Origin of the sequence: Micromonospora sp. WMMD956 (genome assembly GCF_029626125.1) — a bacterium.
Classification (GTDB): Bacteria; Actinomycetota; Actinomycetes; order Mycobacteriales; family Micromonosporaceae; genus Micromonospora; species Micromonospora carbonacea.
Map to the genome: position 1 here is coordinate 239,000 of NZ_JARUBI010000005.1, position 11,588 is coordinate 250,587.

The 11,588-nt window shown below is 71.7% G+C and carries 10 protein-coding genes; 8 read left to right on the forward strand and 2 right to left on the reverse strand.

Annotated features, from left to right (window positions below; all coding sequences use genetic code 11):
- Window positions 1-306: 306 nt before the first annotated feature.
- From O7628_RS01360 to O7628_RS01390, 7 genes are all read left to right on the forward strand, one after another.
- Window positions 307-1,740, forward strand: a complete 1,434-nt coding sequence (locus tag O7628_RS01360; RefSeq protein WP_278127729.1) for an extracellular solute-binding protein — start codon at window positions 307-309, stop codon at window positions 1,738-1,740.
- Entirely contained in the window at window positions 1,737-2,687 is a 951-nt protein-coding gene (locus O7628_RS01365) for a sugar ABC transporter permease (protein WP_178065621.1), read from the forward strand. The genes O7628_RS01360 and O7628_RS01365 overlap by 4 nt, the downstream gene beginning before the upstream one ends.
- A complete protein-coding gene (locus tag O7628_RS01370; protein ID WP_278127732.1) occupies window positions 2,687-3,598 on the forward strand; it encodes a carbohydrate ABC transporter permease in 912 nt (303 codons plus the stop codon). Before O7628_RS01365 ends, O7628_RS01370 begins: the two co-directional genes overlap by 1 nt.
- The gene (locus tag O7628_RS01375; protein WP_278127733.1) at window positions 3,598-4,665 is read left to right on the forward strand and encodes an ABC transporter ATP-binding protein; all 1,068 of its coding nucleotides are present in this window, start codon (window positions 3,598-3,600) and stop codon (window positions 4,663-4,665) included. The genes O7628_RS01370 and O7628_RS01375 overlap by 1 nt, the downstream gene beginning before the upstream one ends.
- Entirely contained in the window at window positions 4,665-5,741 is a 1,077-nt protein-coding gene (locus tag O7628_RS01380; protein WP_278127735.1) for an ABC transporter ATP-binding protein, read from the forward strand. Before O7628_RS01375 ends, O7628_RS01380 begins: the two co-directional genes overlap by 1 nt.
- 100 nt (window positions 5,742-5,841) lie before the next feature.
- Window positions 5,842-7,302 carry an NAD-dependent succinate-semialdehyde dehydrogenase gene (locus tag O7628_RS01385; protein ID WP_278127737.1) on the forward strand — a complete coding sequence of 487 codons (1,461 nt, stop codon included), beginning with the start codon at window positions 5,842-5,844 and terminating at the stop codon, window positions 7,300-7,302.
- Window positions 7,303-7,488: 186 nt separating this feature from the next.
- On the forward strand, window positions 7,489-8,724 hold the full coding sequence (locus O7628_RS01390) for an iron-containing alcohol dehydrogenase (RefSeq protein WP_278127738.1): 1,236 nt from the start codon (window positions 7,489-7,491) through the stop codon (window positions 8,722-8,724).
- A gap of 57 nt (window positions 8,725-8,781) precedes the next feature.
- Here O7628_RS01390 and O7628_RS01395 read toward each other — a convergent pair whose 3' ends face one another.
- Together O7628_RS01395 and O7628_RS01400 are read right to left on the reverse strand one after the other, a co-directional pair.
- Window positions 8,782-9,558, reverse strand: coding sequence for a DUF6585 family protein (locus O7628_RS01395; protein WP_278127739.1), 777 nt, complete (start codon window positions 9,556-9,558; stop codon window positions 8,782-8,784).
- Between the two features lie 78 nt (window positions 9,559-9,636).
- On the reverse strand, window positions 9,637-10,503 hold the full coding sequence (locus tag O7628_RS01400; protein WP_278127741.1) for a helix-turn-helix transcriptional regulator: 867 nt from the start codon (window positions 10,501-10,503) through the stop codon (window positions 9,637-9,639).
- A 155-nt stretch (window positions 10,504-10,658) separates the two neighbouring features.
- On the opposite strand from O7628_RS01400, the gene O7628_RS01405 reads away from it, so the two are divergent.
- Window positions 10,659-11,507 (forward strand): SDR family NAD(P)-dependent oxidoreductase, encoded by an 849-nt coding sequence (locus O7628_RS01405; RefSeq protein ID WP_278127743.1) that lies wholly within the window; start codon window positions 10,659-10,661, stop codon window positions 11,505-11,507.
- Window positions 11,508-11,588: the final 81 nt, after the last annotated feature.

The window sequence follows — 11,588 nt, forward strand, 5'->3', positions numbered from 1 at the left end:
CTCGATCGTATAGGAAATCCGACGAGCGCCCGTCATCCCGCACCGCCAGCACCACCCGCCACCGCTCCACTCGATCACCTGACGCTCCCATGAGCATGCTCGACGTCCCGCCCCGGCCGGCACCGGGCCGGACGGGCCGACGGGCCGCCCGACGGCGCGAGGACCCGGCGCGTCCCGGCGCGCCCGCGACGCCGACCCCCGCGGGACGGCCCCGCGACAGCCCGGCAACCCGCCTGAACGATCCGGCACCCGCTCGGCGAAGCACCTAGCGAGGCTCCACACCCCCACCAGAAAGCAGGCCAGAAGATGCGGCATCCGAAGCTGACAGGACGATTGTCCGTTCCCGGGCGAAAGGCGCGGCTGGCGACGGCGGCCATGCTGCTGGTCGCCACCACCCTGGCGGCCTGCGGCGACAGCCAGGACGACGACGCGCAGGCGAGCGCCCCCAAGGCCCCGGCGACCATCCCGGAGCTCACCAAGGACCCGCTGACCCTCAGCTTCATCTGGTTCGACTGGCCCCCCGCCCACGCGCTGGAGGAGTTCGCCAACGCGGAGTACAAGAAGGAACGGCCGAACGCGACCATCAAGGTCAACACCGTGCCGAACGCGAACTGGCACGACGCGATGTTCACCCAGTTCGCGGCGCGCAAGACCGACTTCGACATCGCGATCCTGGACTCGCAGCACATCGGCGAGGCCGTGACGAACGGCAACATCCTCGACCTCACCGACTTCGTCAAGAACAACATCGACGTCAACGCCTACAACCCGTACCTGCTGGCGGCCTACGGCCAGTTCCCCCAGGCGGAGACCGGCAAGCGCGACGAGAACGCCAGCCTGTACGGCCTGCCGCTGCTCGGCGACACGTGGACGATGATCTACCGCAAGGACCTGATCGGCGACAAGCCGCCGCAGACCTGGGACGAGATGATCTCGGTCGCCGGAAAGTGCCAGGCGGACAACCCGGGCGTCAGCGGGCTGGCGTTCCACCAGGCCAACGGCTCCGACGCCGCGGCCGTCACCTACAACACGGTCAACGGCGTCTACGGCGGCAACCTCTGGGACCCGAAGACGCGCAAGATCGACGGCGTCCTCAACGACGCCGCGGGCCAGGAGGCGATGGACGTCCTGGTCAACAAGATGAAGCCGCTGACCGCCAAGGGCTCCGGCAACTGGTTCATCGACGAGGTCAACGCGGCGGTCGCCCAGGGCAAGGCGTGCATCGCGTTCAACTGGATCGCCGCGAGCGGCGGCCTGCTCGATCCGAAGCAGTCGACGCTCGGCGCCACGCGGGAGCAGATCCTCGACAAGCTGGGCTTCGCCACCCTGCCGAGCCAGAAGACGAACCTCGTCCCCCTCGGCGGCATGGGGATGCACGTGTCGGCCTACTCCCCCGCGGCCAACCAGGCGGAGGCGCTGAACTTCATGAAGTGGTTCGAGCGGCCCGACATCCAGAAGAAGTGGGCCGCAGCCGGGGGCGTGCCGGCGCGCACGGACGCCCTGGAGTCGCCCGAGTTCCTCAACGCCGGGCCGTTCAACAAGGTGTACGCCGACTCGGTGCCCCGGATGCGGGACATGTGGAACGTGCCCGAGTACGCGCGCCTCGTCGACATCGAGAACACCAACGTGAACGCGGCCCTCAACGGCGCGAAGAAGCCGAAGGAGGCGCTCGACGACATCGCCCGGGAGCAGCAGAGCGTCCTCGACTCGAGCGGCCGCAAGGGCGGCGGCGGACTGTGAGTGACCCCGTCCCCCTGACGACCGACGACCCCGGGCAGGTGGCGTCCGCGACACCGCCTGCCCGGGGCCGGTCCCGCCGGCTGGGCGACCGCGGGCTCGCCGTGGCCTTCGTCTCCCCCGCGCTGCTGCTGTTGCTCGCGATGTCGGTGTTCCCGCTGCTGTGGGCGTTGTACCTGTCGTTCACCGACTACTCGGCGACCCGCGGCGGGCCCGCCAACTTCGTCGGGTTCGGCAACTACACCGCCATCCTGACGTCGGCGCAGGTCCACACGAGGGCCCTGACCACGTTGGTCTACGTGGTCGGCGCGGTCTCGTTGCAGACCGTGCTCGGCTTCGCCATCGCGTACCTGATCTCCCGGCGTACGCACGGGCGGGGACTGCTGACCACCCTGTTCCTGGTGCCGATGATGCTGTCACCGGTCGTGGTCGGGCTGTTCTGGCGATTCATGCTCGACGCGCAGTTCGGCGTGATCAACAGCATGCTCGGCTCGGTCGGCCTCGGGCAGGTCGAGTGGCTCACCCGGCAGCGGACGGCGCTGGTCTCCCTGATCGTGGTCGACACCTGGCAGTGGACGCCGTTCATCATGCTCATCGCGCTCGCGGGCCTCACCGCGGTGCCCAGGTACCTGTACGAGGCCGCCTCGATCGACCGGGCCTCCGAGTGGTTCCGGTTCCGCACCATCACGCTTCCGCTGGTGTGGCCGCTGCTCCTCATCGCCGTGCTGTTCCGGGCCATCGAGGCGTTCCGGCTGTTCGACCTCGTCTACATCCTCACCAGCGGCGGCCCGGGTGTCTCCACCGAGACGTTGTCGTTCCACGTCTACAAGGTCGCGTTCCTGGGCTTCAACACCGGGACCGCCTCGGCGTACGGGATTCTCATGGTCCTCGTCGTCGTGGTCCTCACGCAGCTCTACCTGCGCTACCTGAACAAGCTGAAGGAGGGCTGATGGCCGTCTCCGTCGACGAGGCCGTGTCCACGGGTCCCGCCCGGGACCGCACGCCCCCCGCGCGTCGCTTCGGCGGCCGGGGCCGCTCCGTGCTGGAGATCGTGCTGCTGACCGTGCTGGCCGTCGTGATGCTCTTCCCGGTGCTGTGGATGATCGAGACGTCCATCAAGGAGAACCGGGACGTCTACGCCATCCCGGCGAAGTTCTTCGACTTCGACGTCACCCTGGACCACTTCAGGGACGTGTTCGTCGCCCCCGACGGCGGCCGCTCGGCCCTGTCCGTCTCGTTCCTCAACTCGGTGGTGGTCGCCGGGGTCTCCACGGTGCTGGCCACCGTGCTGGGGGTCCCGGCGGCCTGGGCCTACTCACGCTTCGGCATGAAGGCCAAGAAGGACCAGCTCTTCTTCATCCTGTCCACCCGCTTCATGCCGCCCGTGGTGGTCGTGATCCCGATCTTCCTCATGTACCGCCAGGTCGGGCTCATCGACAGCAAGCTCGGCCTGATCCTCATCTACGCCGCCTACAACGTCCCGTTCACGATCTGGATGATGAAGGGCTTCGTCGACGAGGTGCCCGCGGAGTACGAGGACGCCGCCATGCTCGACGGCTACACCCGCCTGCAGGCGTTCTGGAAGTTCACCCTCCCCCTGCTCGTGCCCGGCATCGCCGCGACGGCGGTCTTCGCCCTCATCTTCTCGTGGAACGAGTTCGTGTTCGCCATCTTCCTCACCTCCAGCGACGACGTCCGGACGGCCCCGCCCGCGATCGCCGGCCTCATCGGCGGCACCACCGTGGACTGGGGCCTGGTGGCCGCCGCCTCCGTGGTGTTCGCCCTGCCGGTGCTCATCTTCGCCTACCTGGTGCGCAAGCACCTCGTCGCCGGTGTGACGCTCGGGGCGGTGCGACGCTGATGGCCCGCATCGAGGTGACCGCCCTGCACAAGCGCTACCCGGACGGGACCGTCGCGGTCGAGCACGTGGACCTGTCCATCGGCGACGGCGAGTTGTTCGTGATACTCGGCCCCTCGGGCTGCGGCAAGACGACCACGCTGCGGGCCATCGCCGGCCTGGAGCGGCAGACGACGGGCGACATCCGCATCGGCGACACGCTGGTCAACGACCTGCCGCCCGCCGAACGCGACATCGCCATGGTGTTCCAGTTCTACGCCCTCTACCCGCACCTGAGGACCCGCGACAACCTGGCGTTCCCGCTGCGGGCCGAGGGACTGCCCAAGCCGGAGGTGCAGGCGCGGGTCGCCGAGGCCGCCCGGCTGATGCGGCTCGGTCCGCTGCTGGACCGGCGACCACGCCAGCTGTCCGGCGGGGAGCAGCAGCGCGTCGCGCTCGCCCGCGCCCTGGTGCGCCGGCCGCGCGCGTTCCTCATGGACGAACCCCTCACCAACCTGGACGCGGAGCTGCGGGCCGACATGCGTACGGAGATCAAGCACCTGCAGGGCGAGCTGGGGGCGACCATGGTCTACGTCACCCACGACCAGGTGGAGGCGATGTCGCTCGGCCACCGGATCGCCATCCTCAACAAGGGCCGCGTCGAGCAGGTCGGCACGCCGCTGGAGGTCTACGACCGGCCGGCGAGCCTCTTCTGCGCCGCGTTCATCGGCTCGCCGCCGATCAACCTGATCGAGGTGGAGGTGGCCGACGGGACGCTGCGCGGCCAGGGCGGGCTGGTGCTCACGCCCCCGCAGGGCCTGCCGCGCGACCGTCGCCTGGTCGCCGGCGTCCGGCCGGAGGCGCTGGAGGTCACCGCGCCGGGGGCCGAGGGCGCGATCCCGGCCCGCGTGGTCTCCGCCGAATGGCTGGGCGACGAGATCATCTACGTGGTCGACCACGGCGGTGAGCGCGACGTGCGGGTGCGGATGCCACCGACCGTCCGGTTCGCCGCCGACGCGAAGGTCGGGCTGCGGCACACCGGCGGGACCCCAGCGGTCTACGACGTACGCACGGAAGAACTGGTGGCCTGATGGGAACCGTGGCGGTGCAGGGGCTGTGCAAGTCCTTCGGCAAGGTCCAGGCCCTGGACGGGGTGACCCTCGACGTGCCGGACGGCGCGTTCTTCGTCGTGCTCGGGCCCTCGGGGGCGGGCAAGACGACGACCCTGCGCGCGATCGCCGGCCTGGAGAAGCTCGACGCCGGCTCGGTGCGCCTGGACGGCCGGGACGCGACCGGTGACACCCCGGCCGCACGCGACCTGGCCATGGTCTTCCAGAACTACGCCCTCTACCCGCGACGCACGGCCTTCGAGAACATCGCGTCGCCGTTGCGGGCGCGCGGCGCGTCCTCGGGCGAGATCGCCGCGGCCGTCGAGCGGATGTCGAGCCTGCTGCACATCGAACGGCTGCTCCAGCGTCGTCCCGCGCAGTTGTCGGGCGGGGAGATGCAGCGGGTCGCCCTGGCCCGGGCCCTGGTCCGTCGCCCGCGCGCGTTCCTCATGGACGAGCCGCTGACGAACCTCGACCTCAAGCTCCGCGTCGAGATGCGCACCGAGCTCACCCGCATCCACCGCAGCCTCGGCGCGACCTTCGTCTACGTGACCAACGACCAGGTCGAGGCCCTGTCCATGGCCGACCAGGTCGCGGTCCTCAAGGAGGGGAAGGTGCAACAGGTCGGCACGCCGACCGAGGTGTACGAGCGGCCGGCCAACCAGTGGGTCGCGGGGTTCGTCGGGAGTCCGCCGATCAGCCTGCTCGCCTGCCGCGCCGAGGGGGACCGCCTGGTCGGCGCGGGGGGCTGGACGCTGCCGCGGCCCCGCTGGACCACGGCGGAGGAGGGCCGGGCGCTGCTGCTGGGCCTGCGCGCGGAGGACCTCTCCGTCGAGCAGCGCGGGGACGCGTCGTTGGCGGGGGAACTCTACGGGCTCGAACCGCTCGGCGACCGGACGGTGGTCGACGTCCGGGTGGGGACCGAGATCCTCAAGGTCAAGGCACGACCCACCGCCACCGGCACGCCGGGCGAACGGGTGCAGGTCACGGTCGACCTGGACCGGGCGCACCTGTTCGACGCGGGCACCGGGCTGTCGCTGTCCGGGGCCGGGCGGTAGCCGCACCGCCGACGGTGCCAGCGACTGCGGCCGGCTGCGCGGCCGGCGCGTGCGCTGACGCGCGCCGGACATGACCAAGAAGATCACAGGAGGCGACGCGATGAGCGACCCAACGAACGTCCTGGCCCCCGAGCACCGGCGGCTGCGGATCGGCGACGCCTGGCGCGCCGCCGCCAGCGGAGCCACCTTCGCCGTCGAGGACCCGGCCACGGGCAAGACCATCGCCGAGGTGGCCGACGCCGACGTCGTCGACGGCCTCGCGGCCCTGGACGCGGCGAGCGGCGCGATGGCGGGGTGGGCGGCGACCCCGCCACGGAGACGGTCGGAGTTGCTGACCGCGACGTACCGTGCCCTGACCGGGCGGTCCGAGGAGATCGCCCGGCTGATCACGCTGGAGATGGGCAAGCCGCTCGCCGAGGCACGGGCGGAGGTCGCCTACGGCGCCGAGTTCTTCCGGTGGTTCGCCGAGGAGGCGGTACGCGTCGAGGGGCGCTACGGCACCGCTCCCGCAGGCGGATACCGCATCCTCACCGTGCCGAAGCCGGTCGGACCGTGCGTCTTCGTGACGCCCTGGAACTTTCCGTTGGCCATGGGCGCCCGCAAGATCGCTCCCGCGCTGGCCGCCGGCTGCACGACGATCACCAAACCGGCCGCCCAGACGCCGCTGACCATGCTGTTGCTGGCCCGCATCATGGAGGAGGTCGGCGTACCCCCGGGCGTCGTCAACGTGGTGACCACCAGGCGTTCCGGCAAGGTCGTCTCCGCGCTGCTGGCCGACGGCCGGACCCGCAAGCTCTCGTTCACCGGGTCGACCGAGGTCGGGCGCGTGCTGCTGCGGCAGGCCGCGGACAACGTGCTGCGCACCTCGATGGAGCTGGGCGGCAACGCGGCGCTGATCGTGTGTGCCGACGCCGACCTGGACGTCGCGCTCGACGGGGCCATGGTGGCCAAGATGCGCAACATCGGGGAGTCCTGCATCGCGGCCAATCGGATCTACGTCGAGGAGCCGGTGCGCGAGGAGTTCACGGCGCGCTTCGCCGAGCGGATGGGCGCGCTGTCGGTGGGCCACGGTCTCGACGACGGCGTGGACGTCGGGGCGCTGATCGACGAGGCGTCGGTCGCCCAGATCGACGAACTCGTCGCCGACGCGGTCGACCGCGGCGCGCGGGTCCTGGTCGGCGGCGGGCGTCCGGACGGGCCGGGCCACTTCTACCCGCCGACGGTCCTCGTGGACGTGCCCGAGGACGCCCGGCTGCTCCGGGCGGAGATCTTCGGCCCGGTGGCGCCGATCATCCCGTTCACGTCCGACGACGAGGTGCTGGCGAAGGCCAACGACACCGAGCACGGCCTGGTCGGCTACGTCTTCACCCGTGACCTGCAACGGGCGCTCCGGTTCGCCGAGGGGCTGGAGACCGGGATGGTCGGCGTCAACCGTGGGCTGATCTCGGACCCGTCGGCCCCGTTCGGAGGCGTGAAGCAGTCCGGGATCGGCAAGGAGGGGTCGCACGAGGGCATCCTCGAATACCTCGACCTCACCTACGCGGCGATCGACCTGCCGTGACCGTCCCGCCACGCCGCGCGCTCGCCGCGGATCACCGCGCCCCGCGCGCCCATGACCTGACCGGCCCTCACCCGGGGGACGGCTGCGCCACCCGGGCGGCCGACCTCGCCGACGCCGTCCCGGTCCCGCAGGTGACCTGGACGTCCGCCCAGCACACCGCCGCCGACGTTCCGGAGAGGCACCGACATGCTTGAGACCGTCCGCGGACCACGCCAGCTGATCGTGGGCGAAGGGGTCGCGCAGAACATCCCCCGGGTGGTGGCCGAGAGCGGCTCGCGGGTCCTCGTCGTGACCGACCGGGTCCTGCTGGGGCAGCCGGGCGTCGCCGGGATCGTGGCCGCCGTGCGGGAGCGGGCCGAGGCCGTCGAGGTGTTCTCCGACGCGACCCCGGACGTGCCCCTCACCGATGTCGCCCTGGCCGTCTCGGCCGCCGCCCGGGTGGACGCCGACGTGATCCTCGCGATCGGCGGCGGCACGGTGATCGACCTCGCCAAGATCGTCGGCGTCATCCGGCGACACGGCGGGACGCCGCGCGACTTCTACGGCGAGTCGAGGGTGCCGGGGCCGACCATTCCGCTCGTCGCGGTGCCGACGACGTCCGGCACCGGCTCCGAGCTCACCCCCGTCTCGGTGCTGACCGACCCGGAGCGCGCGCTGAAGGTGGGGGTCTCCAGCGTCCACATCGTGCCCGACTTCGCCATCGTCGACCCCGAGCTCACCTACAGCTGCCCCGCGACCGTCACCGCCCACTCCGGCATCGACGCGTTCTGTCACGCGGTGGAGAGCTACACGGCGCGGCCCCGGCCGCACGGGCCGCGCGACCCGGTGGAGCAGGTGTTCCTCGGTCGCAACCCGGTCACCGACCACTACGCGCTCCTGGCCGCGGAGCGGATCGCCCGCAGCCTGCGGCGCGCGGTCGCAGACGGGGGCGACACCGACGCGCGCGCGGACATGTCCTACGGGTCCATGCTCGCCGGGCTCGCCTTCTCCCACGCGGGCAACGGCGCCCCGCACGCCCTCCAGTACCCCATCGGCGCGGCCACCCACACGCCGCACGGCTTGGGCGTCGGGCTGCTGCTGCCCTACGCGCTCGACGCGGCCAGGGACGCCGTCAGCGACCGGCTGGCCGACCTCGCCCGGGTGTGCGGGCTCGACGTGGCCGACGCCTCGGACGCCGAGGCCGCGGACGCGTTCCTCACCTGGCTCGACGGCCTCCTCGCCGACATCGGCATCCCGGCCAGCCTGGCGGACATCGGCGTGGCCCGCGCCGACCTCCCGCGCTTCGCGGAGCTGGCCGGTGGCGTCACCCGTCTGATCCAGAACCATCCGGGCCCGACCGACACCGCCAGCCTCACCGCGATCCTCGAAGCGGCCTGGGCCGGGGACCGGGCCCGGGCCGTCCGGACTCCGCAGGGACGGTGACCGGCCTGTCACCTGACGCCGGGGCGCCTGCCCCGCCCTGGCTGCCGCAATGCCCGGCTACGCGGTGACGCCGGCCTTGCCCTCGGGCTCGTCGGCGACCGGCCAGCGCCGCATCAGGTGCAGCAGGACGGCCACGTCGGGGATGTTGCGCAGCCGCTCGGAGATGACCGGCCGGCGCTGCCCGGCCCAGATCTTCAGGCGGGTCTTGCCGCATTCCACGTTCGTGATGGCGGAACGGGTGACGAACTCACTGCCTCGGCGCACCCCCGCGCCGGTCAGCGTGACCGGCCCGAAGGTCGCGGCGCCGGTGCGCAGCGCCTCGTCGACCTTGACCGGCAGCACGGCGGCGGCAGCGAACTTCTCCACGTGCGCGACCAGCTCGTGCTTGTCCTTGTAGTCGGGCTTGGCCAGGTCGACGACCGTGCCGTCCTTGAGCTCGACGCGGCCCTGCAGGACCTCCGCGTACGCGGTGACCAGGTAGAGCACTCGGACCCAGACCCGCACGTGCGCCACGTCGTCCCAGGTGAACAACGAGGTGACGGCGCCGGTGTGGTCGATGGTCAGCGAGCCGTTGTCGTACAGGTAACGGCACCTGCCCGCCTTGCGTCGGGTCACCCACGCGGCGAGCGCGGCCAGCGCCAGCAGGCCGACGCCGAACGCGGTGACCGCCCTGGCGTCGCCGCTCACGAGGATCAGGACGACGCCCAGCACGGCGACGGCCACCGTGATGGCGATGTCGGCGCCGACGGAGGGCCGGTAGCGGCCGACGGTCTCACCCAGCCCGAGCTCGGCGGCGACGTCCACGTAGGACTGTCCATTGACATTGCTCTGCATGAATGCATCTTCCGGCCGCCACCACGGCCGGTCAACGATGCGTGGGCGACCGCTCACATGGCGAGTTCTGTGGACGCGCTACCGGGCCGGATCCGCCCGACGGACCGGCTCACCGACCGTCAGGCCGAGCAACCGCAGGTTCTCCTGTGACGGGCTGCCCGGGTCCGTGGTGTAGAGGAACAGGGTCTGGTCCTCGTCGCCGGGCAGCGTCAGGGCCTCGTACCGCAGGGTGATCGGCCCGACGGCGGGGTGGACCATGTGTTTGACGCCGTGGGTGCGCTCGTGCACCTTGTGGCCGTTCCACCACGTACGGAACTCGGGGCTCTTGATCGTGAGCTCGCCGACCAGCTCGCTGAGCCTGGTGTCGTCCGGGTGGCGGCCGGCGTAGAGGCGCAGCGTGCCGACGACGTCGGCGGCCACGGACGGCCAGTCGATGAAGGCGGCTCGGGCGTCGGGATCGAGGAAGATCCACCGGGTGTAGTTGCGGTCCCGGGGCGGCAGCCGCGTCCAGTCGGTGAGCAGGGCCCGGGCGAGCAGGTTCGCGGCCAGCACGTCGGTGCGCCGGCCCAGGATCAGCGCCGGGTGCTCGGTCAACGAGGCGATCATCTGCTGCATGGCCGGGCGCACGCGTTGCGGCGGTGTCTGCCTGGCGCGTCGCCGGGCCGGTCGCGCGAGGTCGGCCAGGTGTGCGCGGGCCGCCGGCTCCAGCCGGAACACCCGGGCCAGGGCGTCGACGACCGCGTCCGACGGGGTGCTGTGGCGGCCCTGCTCCAGGCGGGTGTAGTAGTCGACGCTCACCCCGGCGAGCTGCGCCACCTCTTCCCGACGCAACCCGCGTACCCGTCGCCCGGCCGCCGCGTCCGGGGCGACGATCCCGGCCGTCTCGGGGGTCGTTCGCGCCCGGCACGTCCGCAGAAAGTCGCTCAGGTCCGTGTTCGCCGCCATGTCAGGAATTATGGCGCGGCCAGTTCTCCGGCGAGAAGACCGTGCGGGGGCATGGCGTTCCCAGGCAGCGCTGGGCCAGATCGGACCTGTCGACGCCGGCGACACAGCTCCCAGGATGGAACCCGTCGAGATCCGAACTCCACGAGGAGAGCACCATGCCGCACCCCACCACCTGGTTCGTCACCGGCACCTCGCGTGGCCTGGGACTGGAGCTGGTCACCCAGCTGCTGCGCCGCGGCGACGCCGTGGCCGCCACCACCCGCACGGCGCGGCGTCTCGACGAGGCGCTCGGCGAGGTCGACCGGTCCCGGCTGCTGATCCTTGAGCTCGACCTCACCGACGAGGCGGCCGTCGCGGCGGCCGTCGAGCAGTCCACCCGGCGCTTCGGCCAGATCGACGTGGTGGTCAACAACGCCGGTTACGGCTTCCTCGGCGCGGTCGAGGAGGTCTCCGACACCGAGGCCCGGCGGATGTTCGACGTGCAGGTCTTCGGAGTCTGGAACGTGCTCCGGGCGGTGCTGCCGGGCATGCGGGCCCGGCGCGGTGGCCGCATCATCAACATCTCGTCGATCCTCGGCCTGACCGCGTTCCCCGGCTGGGGTCTCTACTGCGCCGGAAAGTACGCCCTGGAGGGCCTCACCGAGGCCCTGGCCGCCGAGGTCGCCGGGTTCGGCATCGACGTGAATCTCATCGAGCCCGGCTACACGCGCACCGATTTCCTGCGCACCACGTCTCTCGGCCTGCCGTCGGCCACGATCGCCGGTTACGAGGCGATTCGGGAGATGACCGAGGCGCACCTGGCGATGCCCGGCACCCAGCTCGGCGACCCGGTCAAGGCCGCCGCCGCGATCATCGACGTGGCCGCCGACGGCAGGGCCCCGCTGCACCAGCTGCTCGGCTCCGACTCGTACGGGCTGGCGAGGGCCCGCATCGAAGCGCTGGCAGACGACGTCGAGAACGGCCGCGAGGTGGCCTTCTCCACCGACGGCACACCGGAGGCGTGACCCGGTGGCGGGTGCGGTAGCTGCGCGAGCTGGCGCTCCGTGTCCCGGTGCGGCCGGTCACCCGGCACGGGGCGCCGCCGC

Excerpts from the sequence above, each read along its gene's own strand:
- O7628_RS01395 (WP_278127739.1), bottom strand. The coding sequence starts at position 9,558 with ATGCAGAGCAATGTCAATGGACAGTCCTACGTGGACGTCGCCGCCGAG.
- O7628_RS01380 (WP_278127735.1), top strand. The coding sequence starts at position 4,665 with ATGGGAACCGTGGCGGTGCAGGGGCTGTGCAAGTCCTTCGGCAAGGTC.
- O7628_RS01405 (WP_278127743.1), top strand. The coding sequence starts at position 10,659 with ATGCCGCACCCCACCACCTGGTTCGTCACCGGCACCTCGCGTGGCCTG.
- O7628_RS01400 (WP_278127741.1), bottom strand. The coding sequence starts at position 10,503 with ATGGCGGCGAACACGGACCTGAGCGACTTTCTGCGGACGTGCCGGGCG.
- O7628_RS01390 (WP_278127738.1), top strand. The coding sequence starts at position 7,489 with ATGCTTGAGACCGTCCGCGGACCACGCCAGCTGATCGTGGGCGAAGGG.
- O7628_RS01375 (WP_278127733.1), top strand. The coding sequence starts at position 3,598 with ATGGCCCGCATCGAGGTGACCGCCCTGCACAAGCGCTACCCGGACGGG.
- O7628_RS01370 (WP_278127732.1), top strand. The coding sequence starts at position 2,687 with ATGGCCGTCTCCGTCGACGAGGCCGTGTCCACGGGTCCCGCCCGGGAC.
- O7628_RS01360 (WP_278127729.1), top strand. The coding sequence starts at position 307 with ATGCGGCATCCGAAGCTGACAGGACGATTGTCCGTTCCCGGGCGAAAG.
- O7628_RS01385 (WP_278127737.1), top strand. The coding sequence starts at position 5,842 with ATGAGCGACCCAACGAACGTCCTGGCCCCCGAGCACCGGCGGCTGCGG.